Origin of the sequence: Robertmurraya sp. FSL W8-0741, assembly GCF_038004005.1 — a bacterium.
Classification (GTDB): Bacteria; Bacillota; Bacilli; order Bacillales; family Cytobacillaceae; genus Robertmurraya; species Robertmurraya siralis.
On the sequence record NZ_JBBOQG010000001.1, the window covers coordinates 305,001 to 329,511 of the forward strand.

Here is a 24,511-nt window from a genome sequence, read left to right on the forward strand (position 1 = left end):
AACCAAGTGCTCTACCAAGCTGAGCTACTTCCCGATTTGATATCAGAGGTCCAATATATAGATCAAACGATATTCGTTATTAAATATCTATCTTTCAACTGGCTTCCGATTACTAATTTTATAATGGCGCGCCCGAGAGGAGTCGAACCCCTAACCTTTTGATCCGTAGTCAAACGCTCTATCCAATTGAGCTACGGGCGCAATGTATCAGTCATTTTCACTACTGCGAAAATACTTTAATGCCGAGGACCGGAATCGAACCGGTACGGTAGTCACCTACCGCAGGATTTTAAGTCCTGTGCGTCTGCCAGTTCCGCCACCCCGGCTAATAAATGGAGCGGAAGACGGGATTCGAACCCGCGACCCCCACCTTGGCAAGGTGGTGTTCTACCACTGAACTACTTCCGCATCATAAAAAATTTAAAAGTGCGGGTGAAGGGAGTCGAACCCCCACGCCTTGCGGCGCTAGATCCTAAGTCTAGTGCGTCTGCCAATTCCGCCACACCCGCATAATAATTGAAACGCAAAATAAAAAGTCATTTCACAAACGTAATTTGAAGAAAATACTTCCCTTACGCTGAAAAAACTTTGATGAGCCATGAAGGACTCGAACCTTCGACCCTCTGATTAAAAGTCAGATGCTCTACCGACTGAGCTAATGGCTCTAAAGTAAATATGCACTGCTATCAAATTTTAACTTTGAGATATAAAGCATCTACGATGTCCCCACCTCAGAAAGTTAACTCAAGCAGCAGCTCGATGGGTACAACTCGCAGCAAATTCATAGATGAATGGCTCGTTGCTCTACCGACTGAGCTAATGGCTCTAAATGGTGCCGGCCAGAGGACTCGAACCCCCAACCTACTGATTACAAGTCAGTTGCTCTACCAATTGAGCTAGGCCGGCATATATATTAAGACAAAAAAACACTGATGGAGGATGACGGGATCGAACCGCCGACCCCCTGCTTGTAAGGCAGGTGCTCTCCCAGCTGAGCTAATCCTCCGAAATAGTAATTTATTATTAAACAGCCCGGCAGCGTCCTACTCTCACAAGGGGACAGCCCCTCACTACCATCGGCGCTGAGAAGCTTAACTTCCGTGTTCGGTATGGGAACGGGTGTGACCTTCTCGCTATCGTCACCGGACTATTGGTTTAAAGGTGATGCAACTTATTTGCTTACGCAAAAAGCTTTATCCCTTCAAAACTAGATAATGGATGAAGAAGAAAAAGACCGAGTAACCTATTTGGTTAAGTCCTCGAACGATTAGTATCAGTCAGCTCCACATGTCACCATGCTTCCACCTCTGACCTATCAACCTGATCATCTTTCAGGGTTCTTACTAGCTTGCGCTATGGGAAATCTCATCTTGAGGGGGGCTTCATGCTTAGATGCTTTCAGCACTTATCCCTTCCGCACATAGCTACCCAGCGATGCTCTTGGCAGAACAACTGGTACACCAGCGGTGCGTCCATCCCGGTCCTCTCGTACTAAGGACAGCTCCTCTCAAATTTCCTACGCCCACGACGGATAGGGACCGAACTGTCTCACGACGTTCTGAACCCAGCTCGCGTACCGCTTTAATGGGCGAACAGCCCAACCCTTGGGACCGACTACAGCCCCAGGATGCGATGAGCCGACATCGAGGTGCCAAACCTCCCCGTCGATGTGGACTCTTGGGGGAGATAAGCCTGTTATCCCCGGGGTAGCTTTTATCCGTTGAGCGATGGCCCTTCCATGCGGAACCACCGGATCACTAAGCCCGACTTTCGTCCCTGCTCGACTTGTAGGTCTCGCAGTCAAGCTCCCTTGTGCCTTTACACTCTACGAATGATTTCCAACCATTCTGAGGGAACCTTTGGGCGCCTCCGTTACTCTTTAGGAGGCGACCGCCCCAGTCAAACTGCCCACCTGACACTGTCTCCCACCTCGATCAGAGGTGCGGGTTAGAATGTCAATACAGCCAGAGTAGTATCCCACCGACGCCTCCACCGAAGCTAGCGCTCCGGCTTCCACGGCTCCTACCTATCCTGTACAAGCTGTACCAAAATTCAATATCAGGCTACAGTAAAGCTCCACGGGGTCTTTCCGTCCTGTCGCGGGTAACCTGCATCTTCACAGGTACTATAATTTCACCGAGTCTCTCGTTGAGACAGTGCCCAGATCGTTACGCCTTTCGTGCGGGTCGGAACTTACCCGACAAGGAATTTCGCTACCTTAGGACCGTTATAGTTACGGCCGCCGTTTACTGGGGCTTCAATTCAGAGCTTCGCGTAAGCTAACCCCTCCTCTTAACCTTCCAGCACCGGGCAGGCGTCAGCCCCTATACTTCGCCTTGCGGCTTCGCAGAGACCTGTGTTTTTGCTAAACAGTCGCCTGGGCCTATTCACTGCGGCTCTTCAGGGCTATGCACCCTAAAAAGCACCCCTTCTCCCGAAGTTACGGGGTCATTTTGCCGAGTTCCTTAACGAGAGTTCTCTCGCTCACCTTAGGATTCTCTCCTCGCCTACCTGTGTCGGTTTGCGGTACGGGCACCTGTTTTCTCACTAGAGGCTTTTCTTGGCAGTGTGGAATCAGGAACTTCGGTACTTGATTTCCCTCGCTGTCACAGCTCAAGCGTATGGCAAGCGGATTTGCCTACTTGCCGCTCTAACTGCTTAGACGCACATATCCAGCAGTGCGCTTACCCTATCCTCCTGCGTCCCCCCATCGCTCAAACAAAAACGAGGTGGTACAGGAATATCAACCTGTTGTCCATCGCCTACGCCTTTCGGCCTCGGCTTAGGTCCCGACTAACCCTGAGCGGACGAGCCTTCCTCAGGAAACCTTAGGCATTCGGTGGATGGGATTCTCACCCATCTTTCGCTACTCATACCGGCATTCTCACTTCTAAGCGCTCCACCAGTCCTTCCGGTCTAGCTTCAACGCCCTTAGAACGCTCTCCTACCGCGTACACCTACGGTGTACACCCACAGCTTCGGTGATACGTTTAGCCCCGGTACATTTTCGGCGCGGGGTCACTCGACCAGTGAGCTATTACGCACTCTTTAAATGATGGCTGCTTCTAAGCCAACATCCTGGTTGTCTAAGCAACCCCACATCCTTTTCCACTTAACGTATACTTTGGGACCTTAGCTGGTGGTCTGGGCTGTTTCCCTTTTGACTACGGATCTTATCACTCGCAGTCTGACTCCCACGTTTAAGTACTTGGCATTCGGAGTTTGTCTGAATTCGGTAACCCGATGAGGGCCCCTAGTCCAAACAGTGCTCTACCTCCAAGACTCGTTCTTCGTGAGGCTAGCCCTAAAGCTATTTCGGAGAGAACCAGCTATCTCCAAGTTCGATTGGAATTTCTCCGCTACCCACACCTCATCCCCGCACTTTTCAACGTGCGTGGGTTCGGTCCTCCATTCAGTGTTACCTGAACTTCAACCTGGACATGGGTAGATCACCTGGTTTCGGGTCTACGACTACATACTCAAGACGCCCTATTCAGACTCGCTTTCGCTGCGGCTCCGTCTTCTCAACTTAACCTTGCATGCAATCGTAACTCGCCGGTTCATTCTACAAAAGGCACGCTATCACCCAGCATGTTTCCAAAGGAAAATATGCATAGGGCTCTAACTACTTGTAGGCACACGGTTTCAGGTTCTCTTTCACTCCCCTTCCGGGGTGCTTTTCACCTTTCCCTCACGGTACTGGTTCACTATCGGTCACTAGGGAGTATTTAGCCTTGGGAGATGGTCCTCCCAGCTTCCGACGGGATTTCACGTGTCCCGCCGTACTCAGGATCCACTCAAGAGGGAACGAAGTTTCAACTACAGGGTTGTTACCTTCTCTGACCAGCCTTTCCAGACTTGTTCGTTTACTCCGTTCCTTTGTAACTCCGTATAGAGTGTCCTACAACCCCAAGAGGCAAGCCTCTTGGTTTGGGCTAATCCCGTTTCGCTCGCCGCTACTCAGGGAATCGCGTTTGCTTTCTCTTCCTCCGGGTACTTAGATGTTTCAGTTCCCCGGGTCTGCCTTCCATCCCCTATGTATTCAGGTATGGATACCATCCCATTACGGATGATGGGTTTCCCCATTCGGAAATCTCCGGATCAAAGCTTACTTACAGCTCCCCGAAGCATATCGGTGTTAGTCCCGTCCTTCATCGGCTCCTAGTGCCAAGGCATCCACCGTGCGCCCTTTATAACTTAACCATTCGGCAAATGATCAGCTACACATCTCTTCGTCATCTTCACTCGTCAGCATCCTCACGTACAGACTACGTACGCTCCGGTACTTCCTCGCTTGATTCCTCGACTTGTTTGCTTCTCATTTCCCTCAACTTTCGGCTTCCGATAAGCGGCGCATCTCTGCGTCAGCTCCCTCTCTACGCTCCTCACGTACCCATTACGTACGCTCCGATGCTCGTTCGGTCGCTTCCTTGATCTGCTTGCTTCTCGAAACCCTCTTGTTCGGCTTTCAATAAGCGGCGTATTTCTTCGTCAGCTCAATCGTCAACATCCTCACGTGCCTACTACGCACGCTCCGGTGTTTCCTCAATCACTTCCTCGAACTACTTGCTTCTTGAAACCCTTGCGGTTTACTCTATGAATAAATCAATAGAGAGAAAAACTAAAATGGCGATTACTCGGTAATTTCTTGGTTCTTCTTCATTATCATTATCTAGTTTTCAAGGTACAAACGGCGAATGATAAGCTTCGCATCTTTAATCTGCTCGCTTCTAATTCACCTTCATTCTATTTTGAGAGATTGCACTCTCAAAACTAAACAAACCATACGGCTATTTTGACTTAGCAAAATAGCTTCATCAACTTTACGATTTATGAGACATCTAAGCCTCAATATTCCTTAGAAAGGAGGTGATCCAGCCGCACCTTCCGATACGGCTACCTTGTTACGACTTCACCCCAATCATCTGTCCCACCTTAGGCGGCTGGCTCTAGTGGTTTCACTGAATTTCCGACTACTTTTATCAGATACTCAGTGAAACCACCAGTTACCTCACCGACTTCGGGTGTTACAAACTCTCGTGGTGTGACGGGCGGTGTGTACAAGGCCCGGGAACGTATTCACCGCGGCATGCTGATCCGCGATTACTAGCGATTCCGGCTTCATGTAGGCGAGTTGCAGCCTACAATCCGAACTGAGAATGGTTTTATGGGATTCGCTCCACCTCGCGGCTTCGCTGCCCTTTGTACCATCCATTGTAGCACGTGTGTAGCCCAGGTCATAAGGGGCATGATGATTTGACGTCATCCCCACCTTCCTCCGGTTTGTCACCGGCAGTCACCTTAGAGTGCCCAACTGAATGCTGGCAACTAAGATCAAGGGTTGCGCTCGTTGCGGGACTTAACCCAACATCTCACGACACGAGCTGACGACAACCATGCACCACCTGTCACTCTGTCCCCCGAAGGGGAACGCCCTATCTCTAGGGGTGGCAGAGGATGTCAAGACCTGGTAAGGTTCTTCGCGTTGCTTCGAATTAAACCACATGCTCCACCGCTTGTGCGGGCCCCCGTCAATTCCTTTGAGTTTCAGCCTTGCGGCCGTACTCCCCAGGCGGAGTGCTTAATGCGTTTGCTGCAGCACTAAAGGGCGGAAACCCTCTAACACTTAGCACTCATCGTTTACGGCGTGGACTACCAGGGTATCTAATCCTGTTTGCTCCCCACGCTTTCGCGCCTCAGCGTCAGTTACAGACCAAAGAGCCGCCTTCGCCACTGGTGTTCCTCCACATCTCTACGCATTTCACCGCTACACGTGGAATTCCGCTCTTCTCTTCTGCACTCAAGTTCCCCAGTTTCCAATGACCCTCCACGGTTGAGCCGTGGGCTTTCACATCAGACTTAAAGAACCGCCTGCGCGCGCTTTACGCCCAATAATTCCGGACAACGCTTGCCACCTACGTATTACCGCGGCTGCTGGCACGTAGTTAGCCGTGGCTTTCTGGTTAGGTACCGTCAAGGTACCGGCAGTTACTCCGGTACTTGTTCTTCCCTAACAACAGAGTTTTACGATCCGAAAACCTTCATCACTCACGCGGCGTTGCTCCGTCAGACTTTCGTCCATTGCGGAAGATTCCCTACTGCTGCCTCCCGTAGGAGTCTGGGCCGTGTCTCAGTCCCAGTGTGGCCGATCACCCTCTCAGGTCGGCTACGCATCGTCGCCTTGGTGAGCCGTTACCTCACCAACTAGCTAATGCGCCGCGGGCCCATCTATAAGTGATAGCCGAAACCATCTTTCCGCTTTCAAACATGTGTTCAAAAGCATTATCCGGTATTAGCTCCGGTTTCCCGAAGTTATCCCAGTCTTATAGGCAGGTTGCCCACGTGTTACTCACCCGTCCGCCGCTCAAGCAACAAGAAAGCAAGCTTTCTTGTGCAAGCGCTCGACTTGCATGTATTAGGCACGCCGCCAGCGTTCGTCCTGAGCCAGGATCAAACTCTCCAATAAAGAGTAAGATTAGCTCTTATGTTTAAAATAAACGTTGGCTAGTTTCAGCTTCTTAAAGAAAGATAGCCTCCACTATAATTATTTGTTGACGTATGATTTGTTTAGTTTTCAAAGTGCAATTTCGAAATGATCTTAAGGAAGAAAATTTCTATTCGTCGCTCGAAGGCGACTTTTTAATATTAGCAGAATCTAAAGAAAGTGTCAATAACTTCTTAATAAATTCTTTTTTGTGTGCCTGTATCTTTCGCGGCAACAGATAATAATATACCACTATAATTTATCTCGCGCAATACTTTTTTATAATTTTTTTCATTTGGATCAGCTCCGTTAAATATAGCCTTAGATTTTTCACCACTCCAACGATTAATCAAACAAAATGAATTATGAAAGTTTCCATTCACTTGATTAGAACGGGTACATAAAAAGGGCAAAGGTCCTATCGCCTTTGCCCTTTTTATACAATTGTTATCGATGACGCATGAGCGGGAATAACAGAACATCTCTAATTGATGGAGAATTTGTTAATAGCATGACTAGGCGGTCAATTCCAATTCCTAAACCACCGGTTGGAGGCATCCCAAATTCCAACGCTTCAATAAAGTCATTATCCATCATGTGAGCTTCGTCGTTTCCTTGCTCCCTTTCCTTAAGCTGATCCTCAAAGCGCTCTCTTTGGTCAATTGGATCATTTAACTCAGTGAACGCATTCGCATGCTCGCGCGCAACAATAAATAACTCAAAGCGATCCGTAAATCTTGGGTCTTCCTCATTTTTCTTAGCAAGCGGTGAAATTTCTACTGGATGTCCGTAAATGAACGTAGGTTGAATAAGCTGTTCTTCCACTTTTTGCTCGAAGAATTCATTAACAATATGACCGTAGAGCATCGTATCTTTTATTTCTACATTATGTTCTTTTGCCAACTGCCTTGCTTCCTCAACAGTCATTTCCTTCCAGAAATCAACACCGGTATACTCTTTAATTGCATCTACCATATGCAGCCTCTTCCACTCAGGCTTTAATTCTACTAGATGCTCTCCGTACTGCACCGTTGTTGTTCCTAACACTTCCTGTGCAATATGAGCGATTAGATTCTCTGTTAGACTCATTATGTCTCGATAATCAGCATAAGCCTCATACAGCTCTATCATCGTAAATTCAGGATTATGGCGTGTTGATACGCCTTCATTTCGAAATACACGACCAATTTCGTATACTTTCTCTAAACCACCGACAATGAGACGTTTTAAATGTAACTCAATCGCAATACGCATATATAACTGCATGTCCAATGCATTGTGATGAGTAATAAACGGACGTGCTGAAGCTCCGCCTGCAATCGCGTGCATCATAGGAGTCTCTACTTCCAAATACCCATGATCATCTAAATAACGCCGCATCGCTTGAATAATTCTACTTCTTGTAACAAACGTTTTTCGGCTTTCCTGACTAGTAATCAGATCTAAATAACGTTGGCGGTAGCGCTGTTCCACATCTTTTAAACCATGGAATTTTTCTGGCAGCGGGCGCAAGGCTTTTGTTAACAGCTGAAAGTCTTGAACTTTAATAGAAAGTTCTCCAACCTTTGTTTTAAATAACACTCCTGTTACACCGACAATATCCCCTAAATCCACGCTTCCGAATATATCATACTGCTCCTCACCTACAGCATCCTGCCTCACATATATTTGAATTTGGTTAGTCAGATCTTGAATATGAGCAAAACCCGCCTTACCTTTACCACGCTTTGTCATCATACGACCAGCAATCGTCACTGTCATGGCTAATTGTTCAAGAGCCTCTTTCTCCACCTCACCGTACTGGTTAATCAATTCTTCCGCAAGATGAGTGCGTTCATAACGCTTTCCAAATGGGTCTAGCCCCTTTTCTCTCATATCATGCATTTTTTCCAGCCTAACTCTCATCTGGTCGTTTAATTCTTCACTCACTTAAATCATCTCCAATATTAAAATGTTTCTATGTAATTCAACCTTCAGACTTAAATTAAGTAATGTATCTTTGAAAAGAAAAAATCATACCTTACTATTTTACACAAAATTGCGCAAAGAGACACCTAATATAATAAAAACTGCCAGCAACAACCGGCAGTTTTCTTTTCCATCATAATGAAAGAAGCAAGAGAAGTCAATCCTTAACCTACTTGTACGAACTGTTCCTTTGCTTCTGATTCTAATACAAGCTCGTTTAATAAGTTGACAAGCTCTTCCCTTGTGTTGCATTCGTTAATTCCATTACGGGCTTTCGCAGTCCCTTTTATCCCTTTTAAATACCATGCTGCATGCTTTCGCATTTCACGAACTGCAACATACTCACTCTTAAGAGCAATTAAGCGATCTAAATGAAGAATGCAAACATTTATTTTCTCTCTCACAGAAGGCTCCTCAATTAACTCTCCTGTTTCTAAAAACTGAACCGTTCTATAGATCATCCACGGATTCCCTAATGCCGCCCTTCCGATCATTACGGCATCACAACCAGTTTCATCTAGCATCCTTTTCGCATCCTGCGGTGTTTTGACATCTCCGTTGCCGATAAGCGGGATATTTATAGCCTCTTTCACTTCACGAATAATATCCCAGTTCGCATTACCCTCATACATTTGTACTCGAGTACGGCCATGTAATGAGATTGCACTGCCACCTGCACGTTCGACTGCTTGGGCGTTTTTCACTGCAAAGATATGCTTCTCATCCCAACCCATGCGCATTTTTACTGTTACAGGCTTATCAACCTTATCGACAACCGCGGAGACCATTTCATAAATTTTATCAGGATCAAGCAACCACTTTGCACCTGCATCACATTTGGTAATCTTAGGTACTGGACACCCCATATTAATATCAATAATATCGGCATTTGTATTTTTATCTACAAATTTAGCAGCCTCAACAAGCGTTTCCTTTTCTCCCCCAAAAATTTGTAGGCTTAATGGATTTTCCCGCTCATCGATATATAACATATTCATCGTTTTGGCATTTTTCAAAACAATTCCTTTATCACTAATCATTTCAGCACAGACTAGGCCAGCACCAAACTCCTTCACCGTTAAACGAAAAGCCGAATTACAAACACCAGCCATCGGCGCCAAAACGACCTGATTTTTCATTTCTACATTTCCTATTTTAAACATCCATTTACCCCTTTACCCATCCTATTCTTCAGGTGGTGTTAAATCATCTATACTCACTTTCAATATATCGGCAACTTCCAGCAAAAACTCTTCCGTTGGCATGCGATTGCCACGTTCTACTTCTCCCAAAATAGAAACTGATACACCAAGCTTGCCTGCCAAACCCTCTTGTGTATAGCCCTTTAATTTGCGAAAAGCGCGAATACGTCTTCCCCATTTTTCAGCTTCCATATTCGTACTCCTTCTCTATCAGATATTTCATCTAAAGTTTCTCGTAACAAATAATCCGCCCTTGGGAGCCTTTCGTTCGGACTAATCTCGAGGAGTGGAATTAAAACAAAAGCTCTTTCGTGCATCCGCGGATGAGGAACAACAAGCTTCTCTGATTCAATATTTTCTTGGTTGTAGAGAAGAATGTCAAGGTCTATAATTCTCGGTCCCCATCGAATGATCCTTTTTCTCCCAAGATTCTTTTCAATTTGCAAACAGCAGTCCAATAGCTCAAAAGGCTTTAACGCTGTTTTAATCTCAATCACCATGTTTAAAAATGGATCCTGGTTAGTATAACCCACCGGATCAGTCTCATAAATAGAAGAACTATGCTCTAACTCAACCTGAGAATGTTTATGTAGTAAAGTTATCGCATCCATCAAGTTTTCATAGCGGTTCCCCATGTTCGTTCCAAGTGCAAGCAAAGCTCTATTTTTCAATTTATCTACTCCTTGTAATTTCTACCGCAACCGAGTCATAGTGACCTGGAATCGGAGGATCTGGCTTAATCACTTTTACCGTGCAGGATACAGCCTTCGCGAATTGCGCAAGGCAGGTGGCGGCAATTTTTTCTGCTACAGCTTCTAAAAGCTTATAGGGCTCGCCTTCAACAATTTCTTTACACATCATATATAGCTCTCCGTAGTGAATCGAGTCAGATAGCTCGTCCTTCTCACCGGCACTTTTTAAATCAGCTTCTACCACTAAATCAACGATGAACCTTTGTCCTAGGCGTGTTTCTTCCGGAAAGACACCATGATAGCCATAGAATTCCATTCGATTTACATAAATTTTATCCATTGACTTCTCCCTTTCCGAGCAATACATCCATCATTCTAGCCATGCGACTCATCTCTTTCACATCATGGACACGAACCATTTGGCATCCTTTTTGAATCCCAAAGCAAACCGTAGCCCCTGTCCCTTCAGTCCTTTCATCAACCGGTAAATTTAACGCTTGACCAATCAATGACTTTTTAGAAGTTCCAAGTAATACTGGGTACCCAACGGAAACCAATTTATCCAGCTCTCTCATCATTTGAAGATTTTCTTGCAAATCTTTAGCAAAACCGATACCAGGATCGAGAATAATTTTCTCATCGGCAATACCGGCGCTTTTCACAATTTGAATACTTTCAAATAGATCATTTACAACATCCCGGTAAAAATGCTGATAGTCTCGATTCTCTCGGTTGTGCATCAAAATAATCGGGACGTTGTAGCGGGCAGCTAATGACGCCATATTGTTATCCGCCTTCGCTCCCCAAATATCATTGATAATATGAGCTCCAGCTTCCAAGGCACCTTCTGCGACTTCTGATTTATATGTATCAATCGATATCGGAACATTCACCGCTTCCGAAACAGCTTTAATAATAGGGACTACACGACTCAATTCTTCCACAACGGAAATTTGCTCATAACCAGGACGAGTGGATTCTCCCCCAATATCAATGATATCTGCACCATCAGCAACCATCTGTTTTGCATGCTGAACAGCCCTTTCAATATGAGTAAATTTGCCTCCATCTGAAAAGGAATCAGGGGTAACATTCAAAATTCCCATTATTAGCGTTTTATTGCTATAGTCCAGTGTATAAGGACCACATTCGATCATTTTTTTTTGATTGGTAGACATGATTAACCTCCAAACCGTTTTACACCTTTATTGTAGCATTTAAAAGACGCTATTTCTAAATTTCTTACATCCGACCCCTTCAGTTTATTGGAACATCACCTTTTCCACTTCCCTGCAAAAAAACAAAATCGCAAAGAAACTGAGTTTACCGTCTTTAAAAAATGATGATCAAAAAGGAGCAACAGCCATTTCGACTACTGCTCCTTATATATATTTAGATTTTTACTCAGTATCAAATTGGTACAGTGGAGTGCTTAAATAACGTTCACCGTTACTTGGGATTACTGCCAGCACCTTTTTCCCTTTGCCTAGTTCTTTTGCCACTTTTAACGCAGCTGAAATTGCAGCGCCTGATGAAATACCACCTAAGATCCCTTCTTCTTTAGCAGCACGGCGAGCATATTCAAACGATTCCTCGTTTGTAATTTTTAAAACTTCATCATAGACGTCAGTATTTAATACTTTTGGAATAAAACCGGCACCAATTCCTTGAATTTTATGCGGTCCTGGTTTTCCACCTGAAAGAACAGGAGAATCCGCTGGCTCCACTGCGTAAATCTTAATATTTGGATAGTGTTCTTTAAGAACTGAGCCAGCACCTGTAATTGTACCACCTGTTCCGATTCCTGAAATAAAAGCATCTAACCGTTCGCCAACTTGCTCAACAATTTCTTTACCCGTCGTTCTTTTATGAACTTCTGGATTCGCAAAGTTTTCAAATTGCTGTGGCATAAAATAGCCATGTTCCTTCGCTAGCTCTTCCGCTTTGCGAATTGCTCCTCCCATGCCTTCTGGCCCTGGAGTTAATACTAGCTCCGCTCCATAAGCGCGCAGTAAATTTCTACGCTCTAAACTCATTGTTTCTGGCATAACCAGAATAGCTTTATATCCCTTAGCTGCAGCAACCATCGCAAGGCCAATTCCAGTATTTCCACTTGTTGGCTCAATAATGGTATCTCCCTCTTTTAGCTTACCCGCTTCTTCTGCTGCTTCGATCATCGCAAGGGCAATACGATCCTTTACACTGCTTCCCGGGTTCATATACTCTAGCTTTAAATAAACATCTGCACTATTTTCGTCTACAAGGCGATTCAATTTTACAATAGGGGTTTGACCTATTAATTCTGTTATTGAGTTGGCAACACGCACCATTCTACACACCTCTTATTCCGAGTATTTTTATTGGATTAATTCAAATTTACCAAGCGTATACCTAAATGTCAATCCTTTTACTCTTAAAATACAGAATATTTTTTCCACTTGCAAGAAACAGCTAAGGCTAGCGAATGTAAGCTTACAAAAATACACGAGCAATTGCTCGTGTATTTTTCAGCTTAAAAAGGTTTTTCGGCAAGCGAAAACAACTTGCCTCAACGACAAATTATTTTCAATCGCAAAGCTCAGGTATTCATTACTTTTCCCCGTAGAACCACTCAACATCCACTTCATTCCAAAAAGCTTCAACAGAGGACTCCCCCTCCATTTGCTCTAAAGCGATGACTCTGCGGATTTCGTCCTTTACTTCTTTAAAACTGTATTCTTTTCCAGTAATTTTCTCATGAAGCAAAGCAATCGCAAATCCTTCGTCAACAGGAATTGCCTCACTCCACTCACCTGGTTTTAGTTTATCGACAGCTTTTATGTAATGCTCGGAGATATTTTCATCACCTGACCGTACAAATCCAATATCTCCTCCTTCAGCAGTGCTAAATTCATCTATAGATCTTTCCATTGCTAAAACAGCAAAATCGGATCCATTTTTCAATTCTTCTATTGCCTGCTCTGCTTCTTTCTCTGTTTTCACTATGATTTGTGAAACATGATAGGACGTGGGAATATGATAAAAGTTTATATTTTCATCATAATAAGATTTCAAATCCTCTTCTGGAACATTAACATCCTTTGTTAAAATTTCCTCCAGCATTAAGCTCGATCTTATTTGCTTTCTCCATTCTTCTTCGTTCGCAGCTTCATTTGACGTGGAGCCATACATCGTTTTGATCAAAAATAGTTCGCGCTCAACAGCCTCTTCTGATATGGAAATATCATATTTTTCAGCCATTGCTTCAATTACTTTTTCATCAACTAATTCCTTCAATGTATCCTTTCCATATCTCTCTTCCATTACCTTTAGCCAATCCTGCCTTGTTACTTCCTCTTTTCCAACAGTCGCTACAACTTCGTTACCGCCGAAGCCTGTCCCCAATTTCGTTAGAAAAAAAGCAACAGTCAAACAATTGATTGTAATAAGGCCAGCTATAATGATCCACAGCTGCTTTTTCTCCCACTTTCTCTCCAACCTTTTCTCCTCCAATTTGTTCTTTGCCCCGAATCAATAGGATCGAATCACAGCAAAACAAATTCGCTCACTGCTCATTTTGCTTCAGCTAATAACTGTTCCAGCTCTTCACGTGTATATTGATACTTTTCATTACAAAAATGACATTGGGCTTCCGCTTTTCCATCAGTCTCAATCATATCCGTAATTTCATCTTGTCCTAAACTAACGATAGCATCTGCAAAACGTTCCTTTGAACAATTACATTCAAAAGAAACAGGTTGAGTTTCAAGAAAACGAACATTTTCTTTTCCTAAAACTTCTTCTAGAATTTCTTCTGGACTTAATCCTTGCTCAATGAGTTTTGATATTGGCGAAATCATTTTTAAACGCTCTTCTATTTTCGTAATCGTCTCCTCATCAGTACCAGGCATAAGCTGAATGACAAAACCGCCGGCAGCCAAGATGGTATTATCCGGATTCACCAACACTCCCACACCAACTGAAGAAGGGACCTGTTCCGACTTAACAAAGTAATACGTAAAATCCTCTCCTAATTCCCCTGATACGATCGGCACTTGACCAGTAAAATAATCTCTTAAGCCGACATCCTTAACAACCGATAAGAATCCATTTGTTCCTACTGCTCTTCTCACATCAAGCTTTCCATGCTCATTTAAATCAAAGTGAATTTGCGGGTGCGTAACATAGCCTCTTACCTGACCTTTGGCATTCGCATCTACCAAAATCGGCCCAAGCGGACCGTCCCCTTCCACTTTTACCGTAAGCTTTTCTTCTCCCTTTAACATAGAGCCCATCATCACACCTGCTGTTAACGTTCTGCCAAGAGCAGCTGACGCAGTTGGCCATGTGTTATGTCTTCTCTGTGCTTCCCCTACTGTTTCAGTGCTCAGCACCGCATAAGCCCGAACTTGATCATCATACGCTAACGCCTTTACTAAATAATCCTTCACCTTAATACCCCTTTCAGCCAGCCTTAGTTGCTTTTAAACATGTTATTTCTTAGCATTTCCATATTTCGTTTATAAATTAACTGGAGCCCTTTTAAAGTTAAAAAAGGATCAACAACATCTATCACTTTTGCTTCCTCTGCAATTAGTCCTGATAAGCCGCCTGTGGCAATGACCATCGGCTTTTCCTTACTTTGCTTCTTCATTCGCTTCACAATTTCTTCTACTTGTCCTACGTAGCCATACAGGATCCCAGCTTGCATCGCAGCTACTGTATTTTTGCCCACCACTCCTTCAGACGGTGGAACAATTTCAATTCGCGGCAACTTTGCTGCTTTCGAATAAAGAGCTTCCGTAGAGATATGAATGCCAGGTGCTATGGCACCACCCATATATTGCTTATGCTCATTAATATAACAATATGTAGTGGCCGTTCCAAAATCTACGACAATTAAAGGGCTTCCATACTCATGAATGGCAGCAACCGCATTGACAATCCGGTCAGCCCCAACCTCACGGGGATTTTCATATTTAATATCCAATCCCGTCTTAATGCCAGGTCCGACAATTAGCGGCTTTAAATGAAAATAGCGCTCACACATTCTTTCTAGCGCAAGCATAATGGGAGGTACAACAGACGAGATAATAATCCCTTCTATCACGGATAAATTTAAACCAACATGATCAAATAAGTTTTTAATCATAATTCCATACTCATCTTCCGTTCTGGAACGATTTGTTTCCATTCTCCAATGATGCTTCAATTCATCTTTATCGTACACACCTAAGACCATATTCGTATTTCCAACATCAAAAACAAATATCACGTAAATCACCACTTTAGTGTATTTTAAGAAGTTTTCTTGATCATCTATAACGTTGTCGATTCAACCCTTTTCTCCCATTCTGCCAACATTTTATCATAAATGAAGAGCCTGTTCGCTGTTTTAGTGTTTTCATCTTTCGATTCAGGAGCAATCTCGTAGCCGATCAGAAAAGGTGCCCCTCGTAAAGGACACCTTAACGTGTAGCCAATGTTAAAAACACTTCATTTGATATAAGCTCTTTGAATTAGTTCTTTTTATCTTCATCTTCCGTAGCAGATGGAGATTCTTGCGTGCCTGCTTTCTTCTCATTTTCGTCAGAATCAGACTTTTCTGCTAGATCCTCATCCTTCTTAGTGCTGATATTTACCTTTACATCATCTTTGCCAGCAGAATCTGTCTTTTCTAAATCAACAGACGCGGTTGTTCTTTCAGGTAATGTACCATGGTCAAATAAATGCTTGATTTGTTCCGCATCTAGTGTTTCTATTTCCAGCAAAGTATTGGCAATTAAGTCAAGCTTATCACGGTTCTCAGTGAGAACTTGCTTCGCTTTCGCATAACACTCTTTAATGATGCGTTGAATTTCTAAGTCAATCTCATAAGCGATCGCATCAGAATAATTCTGTTCATTATGAATATCTCGACCTAGAAACACTTGGCCTCCTTGCGCTTGACCAAATTGCAACGGACCGAGCTTATCACTCATACCAAACTCAGTAACCATTCGACGTGCTAAAGCTGTTGCCCGTTGGAAGTCATTGTGAGCACCTGTACTTACCTCACCGAAGACAATCTCTTCTGCAACACGACCACCAAGCAAACCAACAATTTTATCAAGAAGCTCTGGCTTTGTCATAAAGTAACGGTCCTCTTTTGGAAGCATGACGGCATAACCACCAGCTTGACCTCGAGGGACAATCGTTACTTTGTGAACCATATCCGCCTCCTCAAGAACAACACCTATAACCGTATGTCCAGCTTCATGGAAAGCAACAATATTCTTCTCTTTTTTGGAGATTACTCTGCTCTTCTTCGCTGGGCCAGCAATGACTCGGTCAGTTGCTTCATCAATATCATCCATATCGACTTTCTTCTTGTTTCTACGGGCAGCAACTAGAGCTGCTTCATTTAGTAGATTTTCAAGATCCGCACCAGAGAAACCTGGAGTACGTGCAGCAATCGCTTTTAAGTTAACTGATTCATCTAACGGTTTGTTACGTGCGTGAACCTTTAAAACTGCTTCACGGCCATTTACATCAGGACGATCTACCGTTATTTGACGGTCAAAACGACCTGGACGCAGCAGTGCTGGATCTAAAATATCCGGACGGTTTGTCGCAGCAATAATAATGATTCCTTCATTTACGCCGAAACCATCCATTTCAACTAGCAATTGGTTCAATGTTTGCTCGCGCTCATCATGCCCTCCACCGAGGCCAGCTCCACGCTGACGACCAACTGCATCAATTTCATCAATAAAAATAATACAAGGCGCGTTTTTCTTCGCGTTTTCAAATAAATCACGAACACGGGATGCCCCGACCCCGACAAACATTTCAACAAAGTCAGAACCACTAATAGAGAAGAACGGAACCCCCGCTTCTCCTGCTACAGCTCTTGCAAGCAATGTTTTCCCCGTTCCTGGTGGTCCAACAAGTAAAACACCTTTTGGTATTCTTGCTCCGACTTCAGAGAACTTACGCGGGTCTTTCAAAAATTCTACAACCTCTACAAGCTCTTGCTTTTCTTCATCTGCACCAGCTACATCTTTAAAACGGACTTTTTTCTTCTCATCATTATAAAGCTTGGCCTTGCTTTTACCGAAGTTCATAACACGGCTTCCGCCACCTTGAGCTTGGTTTAAAAGGAAGAAGAACAAGATAAAAATAATGATAAACGGAATAATAGAAGTGAAAAACGTTATCCAACCACTCTGTTCCTTCGCTGGTAAAACCTTTACTTTAGAAGCTGCGGCTGCCTGATCTACTTTCTCTAATAGCTGTTCGCTATTCCAAACATATGTGATAAAAAACTCGCCTTCTTGATAATTGGCAAGGCGTCCTCTTACTTCATATACCCCTCTTTCAGGCTGGAGCGAGATCTCTTGAACCTCACCAGCTTCCAAATGGGCAATAAATTCGTCATAGCTTATATCTTTTGTCGGCTCATTGTTTCCATTAAAGAAACTAACAACGCCAATTATTACGAGAAAAATCAATAAATAAAATATGGTATTACGGAAAATTCGATTCATCCCTTACCTCCTCCCACACATCAACAAACTATAGTAAATAGTATCATAGAGATTTACGCCAACACAAGAAATTGCCCTCTCAGCTAAATCTTGCGTTCCATCAAGCCTTCGCATATTTTAACGCTATACATTAATTCGTATTGCGACTTATCTAAAGACTTTTTTGCACTTCATTCAATCCTTCTTATTTTACGCTTCTTCACTATTCGTATATACCTCCGGCTTTAAAACACCAATATATGGTAAATTTCGATATTTTTCCGCATAATCCAAACCATATCCGACAACGAATTCGTCAGGGACGATAAAACCAACATAGTCAGCACTAATATTTGCTTTTCTACCTGTCGGTTTGTCAAGTAAAGTAACAATTTTAATTGATTTTGCTTTGCGGTAACGGAACAACTCCACTAAATAACTTAACGTTAATCCGCTATCAATAATATCCTCAATAATGAGAATATCCCTGCCCTCAACCGAAGTATCTAAATCCTTTAATATTTTTACCTCTCCTGAAGAAACCGTAGAATTCCCATAGCTGGAAACATCCATGAAATCCATTTCCAAATACGTCTCCACTCGTTTTAACAGGTCCCCCATAAAAGGCATAGCACCCTTTAGAACCCCAATTGCTAGTGGAAAAGAATCCTGATAGTCCTCTGTTAATTGAGCAGCAAGCTCTTTAATTTTTGATTGAATTTCTTCTTCAGTAAAAAGTACCTTTTCAATATCCTTTTTCATCATTCGTTGTGCCCCCTAGAAGATCATTGCTTATATAACTTAATAGAATGTTTCGGTGTTGACTATTTTGACTAGCTCCTGTCAAAGATTGCTTTGATTTTCTTAATCCAGGTACCCAAAGGATTTCATCGAAACGATTCGTCACAACCGGCCAAGCATTGCGCTTAACCTGCGGAATCTTTTCATCAATAAAAAGAGCCTTCAGTTTCTTTGTTCCATCCATCCCCATCACGGTCATTCTGTCACCGTTTTTCCTCGAGCGAATAACAATTGGTAATTGTTCTTCCGCAAAATCAATTAGAAATTGATCTCGGCCCAATCCTTCTTGTCGTTCACCATTGATAAATTCCATTCGTATGATATCCCCATTAGGAAGTACTACTTCACCTGGCTCGCTCAATTCGAATGAATAAGGGGTGGGGTCTGTTTGTACTTGAAATTGAAAGGTACATACCTGATACGAACGAACTACCTTTAACCCATTTGGGAAATCAAGTGAGCTAGAGGGGTGTGGACTTTCGAAAATGGATAAAATTTTTTCAATATGTAAAGCGGATAAAGAAGCTGGTCTAACTTTATAAAGATAGTTTAATATTAGTTGAATAGCTCTCCTTTGTAAAGGCAAAGGCATTGATTCAAATCCTTTTATATCAACAGTTATTTCATTATCAGTATGTTCTAAAATAACGTCTTTTAGCTTCTTCTGTGCTAATGAAATAAGAAGGGTTTCATCCTGATCCAACTCTTCACTCAAGCGTTGAAAATGTTCATGCACATGCGGATTTTCCTGTCGTAAAAAGGGTAGAACCACCTTGCGGAATCGATTTCGGCTGTAAATGTCTTTGTCATTACTCGGATCCCTTCTGGGGTTTAATTCATAGTGCAAACAATATCTTTCGATTTCTTCCCTGTTCAAACATAAAAACGGACGAATAATAATGCCATTGTGAAAATCCCGTAAAAAAGGAATTCCAGACCTAGCTTTCCCCGTACTTCCCCTTGTTAACCTCATTAATATTGTTTCAACTTGATCGTCTCCATGATGGCCTAGAGCAAGTACCGAAAGCTGATGCTTTTCAAGCACTTCCGCAAAAAATTCATATCTTTTCTCTCGAGCAGCCGCCTGCGGGTTGCGCCCTGTTTCTTCTATATACGATTGGACGTTAATCTGTTTCATTTCAAAAGGAATGTTTCTTTCTTCACAAAAACCCTTTACAAATAATGCTTCTTGTTTCGATTCATCTCCTCGAAACATATGGTCAACATGGGCCGCCACAATATAGATATTCCATTGTTCCTGTTGACGCCACAAAAAATGAAGCAAAGCAAGCGAATCCGGTCCACCAGATACCCCTATTAATATCCTTTTATTTTGTAAATTAAATTGTCGCTTTTTCAGAAAAGCTTTTACTTTTCTTTCCAAAATAATCTCTTCCTTTTTACAACACATCAATGAAATTTTATCTATACAAGCTTACCATTAAAGAACTTGCACATACAACTCTTCTGAAGCGATTTAAACAGGGCACATTTTAATAATTTTTATGGGGGTTAGCACTTTCTTATGATACTTTTTCATTTGTTCTCCTATTTTGAATTTTCTAACCTTTTTAACCTATTTGCCCATATATATAGATCATATAAAGAATAGAGATGACCATCACAATCAACGTCGTCTCTAACCACCCTCCCTTTCTTTTATGTTGAGACTGTCTCGATTTTTGTATGGGCTGTTTAGCACTTCCCTTCCTATAAGAAGACTGGGCATGTTTAATTGGCTCGTTCAAATTTCTAATCATATCGAAACGCATTTCCTTGGCTGATTGATATTTACCATGTAAGGCATTTACAATCACTGCTTCATACTTTTGAAGAGGCTTCGCTCGGCGAATCATCTCCTGCAACTGGGTAACCCCACCTGTCGATTTATTGAATCTCTTCGGATACGCTGTATTAATCAAAATCATGGCAACAGCAAATAAATCGTAAGTCGGTTCTGCTTTACGCGTTCCAAGTCCCCAGTAACCCCGGTCATAAAACTCTGTAAATTCCTTTATTGCTCTGCCCTGTATAGTAGTTCCGCCGACATCAATACAACGGATTCTTGGAGGCGGGCCCATCACTATCAAGTTTTCGGGTTTTAAATCGCCAAACACCCACCCTTTTTCATGAAGCGTGTGCAAATCACTCAGCAGCTGCAACATCAATACATCGATCCAACCCGTTCCCTTTTGTTTGATAAATGTTAACAAATCAGGACCAGCAATATATTCCATTGCATAAAATGAAATGGTTTGACGCCGGACTGTCCAATCGTCTACATCAATCAAAGAAGGCCCGAGGGATGACCCTTGGACCTTCGCAAAAGACTTGAGGACATTGACCTCAGATGTAATGGACATTCCGTTATCACTCATTTTAAGAGCAACCCTCTGATTATGAAATTGTGCTAGATAAACAATTCCATTTGCACCAAACCCTAATTCCTTTATAATCGTATAGCGGTTTTTATGCCATTTTCCTTCAATAATCGTACCCGATTGAACTTTACATAGATTCTTCAAAGAACTGTTCATCATCACGAGATAACAAACTCCTTAAGGATCGTTTTTTCCTAAAGTAGGAAAGTGCTTCACGAATAGCAGGACCTGTCGGCGTAATTCCTCCCGTTGAGAGCTTTGGGAAAATACTCGTTAACGATTCTAATTGAGGAGTCCAATCGAGCAATTTTTCGACATCTTTCTTTTTCCCGGGAAATACAAAGACGCCAAATTGATTATTCCCTGCACGCGCATTTAGGCTTAAAGATAAGTCGAGCAATGCTTCTTTAACAGTTGGCAGCTTATGTTTCATGCTTGCACTCGTATCGACCAGAACCAATACTTCCAATTTTACATTTTCGCCAAGCTCATCAACAACTTCCATTACTTCTCCTCTTTGCTCAGGTGGTAAATCCTCCATCGTCTTTGTGCTTCCCAAAATCTGTTGCAGCTCCTTATTCACCACGCCCTGCAGCGTTTGAGTCATCGCTTTTCTCGTCACCATTTGGACCGTTTGCGATAAGCTTTGAGCATAAACTACTTGGCTGACTCCACCTCCAGACATGGCAATTCCCTCTATTTCCTTCATTCCTTGCTCATCAATTGTATCTTGTTCCATCACACCAATTACATTTACGGTTACACCTTGTTCCTTAGCTAAGGCTGCCATCGCAACCGGATCTTCCCCTTGGTTGGAGCATCCATCTGTAATCAACAAGATTTGTTTTAACGTACCTGGATTCATACTTTCTCCTCCTCATTTCAGGTTGTTACCATTTTCGTCATGAAAAGGAGCAATTATACCTGTTCTTATAAGTTGATTTCATAATGTTCTTAGTTTTTCAAAGACACTCTCACCTTTGTCCCTCTTTCCTTATGCTTGTTTCTGGTATTTATGGACTGGAATGGTGGCCCACTTTGGCGTGTTATGCTTAATTTTTGTTACGACAACCGTCATATCGTCCTCGATCATATTTGATCTCGAGCGGATCACCTCTTCCATAATCAAATCTGCAACTTCTTGTGGATCATCTGTTGCTAGCTCGCCAATTTTCCGCTTCATCCATAAATCATAATTCTCTACATGCTTCGGCCCCTCAAATACCCCATCGCTCATCATAATGAGCAAATCACCAGCCTTTAGTTGTTCTGTCACAACCTCTACATCAAATTCATGAATGATTCCGATCGGCAAATTACTTGATTGGATTTTTTTTACAGTTTTTCCTCTTTTAATAAAGCTTGGGATTGAGCCTACTTTTAAAAATTTTGCAGATGCATCTTGTAAATCGATCATTGCTAAATCTAAAGTTGAAAAAATCTCATCTGTTGTTCTTAAGGACAGAATTGAATTCACCGATTTAATTGCGAGTTTTTCCTCAATACCCGATTGCAATATTTTTTGTAAGAGCATTAGCGTCTCCTTGCTTTCAATATGGGCTCTTTCCCCATTTCCCATGCCATCACTGATCGCTACGGCATGCTTGCCACCACTTAGACTGATCATTGAGTAGCTGTCACCGGAAATAAAACCACCATCCTTCGCGGCATGCGCTACCCCTGTTTCAATCGTAAATGCCTTAGCCGAACGAAATGTGACATGACAGAAACCGTTCGGATAAGTGGAACATTCCTCAGAATTAACAATGATCGTCTCCCCTAAAATATCTGACAAAACAGGGGCAATTAGCTTCTCACACTCCCCGTGGCCATTGCAATAGGGAATGGTCATATCAATATCTACATTGCTATGTTCAAGACTATATATCTCAACATGCTCAATATGAATCCCAAATTCCTGAAGGGCTTCATAAATTTGTTCTTCTTGTTTATGATGATTATCTCTCTCCCTTTGAATCTCCTTTGCAAAGTCTCCCATCACCGTGGACACACCTAATAATTGGTCAGCTACGAGCCTTCTACTTTCTTGAACTTGTTTTTTTAACTTTTGATTCGCTTGAAATAGTGTAAGCTCCTGTTGGATCGTGTTCATTACTTTTTGAGATTTCGTACAATGCTTCCCCCAATCCCGTGCTAGCTTTGGTGAAATAGTTCCATCATTTTGATCCATTTCATGCATAATTTCCTTCATATAATCATAGGTTGTATTAAAGTTGCGTGCCCAACAGTGCTCCTTTTTAAAACACATTTGACATGTCTTTTCTGTCACATTGCTCAAGAAGTAGTCAAGCTCTCGACTTTCCGGATCATCCCGTTCAGATAACTCGTCATAAGAGGCGAAACTATTTGATAAAGCTTGAAAAACAGATGAAAACTGCTCTACTCTTTGGGCAGTTACATCCCGCATTTTTCTCATATAATGCTGCTGTTCTGCGGCATATTCTGGTGTCCCTGGTATATATTTCGCCAATTTTGATGTTAACCCCTGAGGGGTCAGAAGAAATAAAATCATCGCTGCCGCTGATTCTAAAAGGGTTTTATCAAGATTACCGCTACCTTCACCATACATCCCAATCAATAAAGTAGAAATAAACAAACCAATGACGACGCCTATTTTTTTACCTTCCTTGAGCAAACCGCCTAATAAACCTGCAAAAGCTAGTAGACTCATATGATAAAAGCTTGATACATTTGCAAGACTAAAAATGAGACCCGTAACAACCCCAACCGTGGAACCAACAGTAGCTCCTGCAACAAATGCAAAAACAAGTACTAAATAGCGTGAAGTGATATGCTCCAGTGACAAATCGTAGACAGACCAGCCAATTGTTCCTGTCATAATGGAGGCTAGCATAATGATGAGACAAACAACCTCCTCCGTTTTTAATGTCTGCCTTCTCTTATTGGCCAAAATAAGAGGAATGCTTTGTAAAAAAATAAGGGTTAATATAAAGCCCAAACTTGCCTCTACCCCAGCCATCATTCCATCAAACAAAGAAATTTGTCCCGTAACCATAAAACTTTTCGCCAATTTGCTTATTATAATCGTAGCAAATACAAAAAACGGAAGCGCTTTAACCTCCTGCTTCAACCAATTAAGGGCGACACGAAAGAGAAATAAAAAAAACACGGTACTGCCAAAAGCATATGTAGCATCTAGTACTGATAATGTAGCTGCTCCAACAACCAACCCTACAAGAGCGATTGGGGCCCTTTCCTTTCTGATGACATACACCGCTGCAAAAAACGGGAGAATAAACGGGGTAAGTGTTGATAGAATAAGAGCTCGTCCAAGTAGGAAGCCTATTACGAACAAAATATATCCCTTCTTTAAAAAGAAGGCTTCTAATTTTTGTAGCAGCTTTCTTATTCCTGAAGACACGTCAAGCTTCGCTTTGTTGTTTAAATTCAAACCGCTTACTGGTTCGATCAATGTCTTTACTGTCTTGTCCATAACAACTACACTCCTTACTAT

Annotated in this window: 16 protein-coding genes, 8 tRNA genes and 3 rRNA genes (1 of these 27 running past the window's edge); all 27 read right to left on the reverse strand. The window is 42.6% G+C overall.

The genetic code is table 11. From position 1 onward, the window contains the following. Positions 1–34, reverse strand: a tRNA-Pro gene (locus NST02_RS01545) (it extends 43 nt beyond the left edge of the window). Positions 35–124: 90 nt separating this feature from the next. Further along, positions 125–201: transfer RNA gene (locus NST02_RS01550), tRNA-Arg, on the reverse strand. A 39-nt stretch (positions 202–240) separates the two neighbouring features. Then, positions 241–326 (reverse strand) — tRNA-Leu (locus NST02_RS01555). A gap of 7 nt (positions 327–333) precedes the next feature. Then, positions 334–408, reverse strand: a tRNA-Gly gene (locus NST02_RS01560). A 19-nt stretch (positions 409–427) separates the two neighbouring features. Beyond that, positions 428–509 (reverse strand) — tRNA-Leu (locus tag NST02_RS01565). A gap of 83 nt (positions 510–592) precedes the next feature. Next, positions 593–665 (reverse strand) — tRNA-Lys (locus NST02_RS01570). Positions 666–830: 165 nt separating this feature from the next. Beyond that, positions 831–906: transfer RNA gene (locus NST02_RS01575), tRNA-Thr, on the reverse strand. A 27-nt stretch (positions 907–933) separates the two neighbouring features. Next, positions 934–1,006, reverse strand: a tRNA-Val gene (locus tag NST02_RS01580). A 24-nt stretch (positions 1,007–1,030) separates the two neighbouring features. Further along, positions 1,031–1,147: ribosomal RNA gene (gene rrf / locus NST02_RS01585) — 5S ribosomal RNA — on the reverse strand. Between the two features lie 100 nt (positions 1,148–1,247). Then, a 23S ribosomal RNA gene (locus NST02_RS01590) occupies positions 1,248–4,203 on the reverse strand. 659 nt (positions 4,204–4,862) lie between these two features. After that, positions 4,863–6,466: ribosomal RNA gene (locus NST02_RS01595) — 16S ribosomal RNA — on the reverse strand. The 16S, 23S and 5S rRNA genes sit together here with 8 tRNA genes alongside, the layout of an rRNA operon. 465 nt (positions 6,467–6,931) lie before the next feature. Beyond that, the gene (lysS, locus tag NST02_RS01600) at positions 6,932–8,413 is read right to left on the reverse strand and encodes a lysine--tRNA ligase (RefSeq protein WP_235879564.1); all 1,482 of its coding nucleotides are present in this window, start codon (positions 8,411–8,413) and stop codon (positions 6,932–6,934) included. Positions 8,414–8,616: 203 nt separating this feature from the next. Further along, a complete protein-coding gene (gene dusB, locus NST02_RS01605) occupies positions 8,617–9,615 on the reverse strand; it encodes a tRNA dihydrouridine synthase DusB (RefSeq protein ID WP_095314514.1) in 999 nt (332 codons plus the stop codon). 21 nt (positions 9,616–9,636) lie between these two features. Beyond that, positions 9,637–9,846, reverse strand: a complete 210-nt coding sequence (locus NST02_RS01610; RefSeq protein WP_095314513.1) for a helix-turn-helix domain-containing protein — start codon at positions 9,844–9,846, stop codon at positions 9,637–9,639. Next, positions 9,798–10,325, reverse strand: a complete 528-nt coding sequence (gene folK, locus NST02_RS01615) for a 2-amino-4-hydroxy-6-hydroxymethyldihydropteridine diphosphokinase (protein ID WP_095314510.1) — start codon at positions 10,323–10,325, stop codon at positions 9,798–9,800. Before folK ends, NST02_RS01610 begins: the two co-directional genes overlap by 49 nt. A gap of 1 nt (position 10,326) precedes the next feature. Beyond that, entirely contained in the window at positions 10,327–10,686 is a 360-nt protein-coding gene (gene folB, locus NST02_RS01620; RefSeq protein WP_095314508.1) for a dihydroneopterin aldolase, read from the reverse strand. Beyond that, positions 10,679–11,524 (reverse strand): dihydropteroate synthase, encoded by an 846-nt coding sequence (folP, locus tag NST02_RS01625; RefSeq protein ID WP_095314506.1) that lies wholly within the window; start codon positions 11,522–11,524, stop codon positions 10,679–10,681. Before folP ends, folB begins: the two co-directional genes overlap by 8 nt. Positions 11,525–11,746: 222 nt before the next feature. After that, the gene (cysK, locus tag NST02_RS01630; RefSeq protein WP_095314504.1) at positions 11,747–12,676 is read right to left on the reverse strand and encodes a cysteine synthase A; all 930 of its coding nucleotides are present in this window, start codon (positions 12,674–12,676) and stop codon (positions 11,747–11,749) included. A 259-nt stretch (positions 12,677–12,935) separates the two neighbouring features. Continuing rightward, positions 12,936–13,823 carry a peptidyl-prolyl cis-trans isomerase gene (locus NST02_RS01635; protein ID WP_095314502.1) on the reverse strand — a complete coding sequence of 296 codons (888 nt, stop codon included), beginning with the start codon at positions 13,821–13,823 and terminating at the stop codon, positions 12,936–12,938. A gap of 74 nt (positions 13,824–13,897) precedes the next feature. After that, on the reverse strand, positions 13,898–14,776 hold the full coding sequence (gene hslO, locus NST02_RS01640; RefSeq protein ID WP_212934501.1) for an Hsp33 family molecular chaperone HslO: 879 nt from the start codon (positions 14,774–14,776) through the stop codon (positions 13,898–13,900). 23 nt (positions 14,777–14,799) lie between these two features. Further along, complete coding sequence (locus NST02_RS01645; protein WP_212934502.1) at positions 14,800–15,600, reverse strand: type III pantothenate kinase; 801 nt, start codon at positions 15,598–15,600, stop codon at positions 14,800–14,802. Between the two features lie 244 nt (positions 15,601–15,844). Next, positions 15,845–17,854: an ATP-dependent zinc metalloprotease FtsH gene (gene ftsH / locus NST02_RS01650; RefSeq protein WP_095314496.1), complete on the reverse strand. Its 2,010-nt coding sequence runs from the start codon at positions 17,852–17,854 to the stop codon at positions 15,845–15,847. Between the two features lie 189 nt (positions 17,855–18,043). Continuing rightward, positions 18,044–18,595, reverse strand: coding sequence for a hypoxanthine phosphoribosyltransferase (gene hpt / locus NST02_RS01655; RefSeq protein WP_213085525.1), 552 nt, complete (start codon positions 18,593–18,595; stop codon positions 18,044–18,046). After that, positions 18,579–20,018 (reverse strand): tRNA lysidine(34) synthetase TilS, encoded by a 1,440-nt coding sequence (gene tilS / locus NST02_RS01660; RefSeq protein WP_306428729.1) that lies wholly within the window; start codon positions 20,016–20,018, stop codon positions 18,579–18,581. Before tilS ends, hpt begins: the two co-directional genes overlap by 17 nt. Before the next feature lie 187 nt (positions 20,019–20,205). Beyond that, positions 20,206–21,174, reverse strand: coding sequence for a protein kinase domain-containing protein (locus NST02_RS01665; RefSeq protein ID WP_095314492.1), 969 nt, complete (start codon positions 21,172–21,174; stop codon positions 20,206–20,208). Further along, positions 21,143–21,880, reverse strand: a complete 738-nt coding sequence (locus NST02_RS01670; RefSeq protein WP_095314490.1) for a vWA domain-containing protein — start codon at positions 21,878–21,880, stop codon at positions 21,143–21,145. Before NST02_RS01670 ends, NST02_RS01665 begins: the two co-directional genes overlap by 32 nt. A 129-nt stretch (positions 21,881–22,009) precedes the next feature. Then, positions 22,010–24,490 (reverse strand): stage II sporulation protein E, encoded by a 2,481-nt coding sequence (gene spoIIE, locus NST02_RS01675; RefSeq protein ID WP_095314487.1) that lies wholly within the window; start codon positions 24,488–24,490, stop codon positions 22,010–22,012. Between the last annotated feature and the right edge of the window lie 21 nt (positions 24,491–24,511).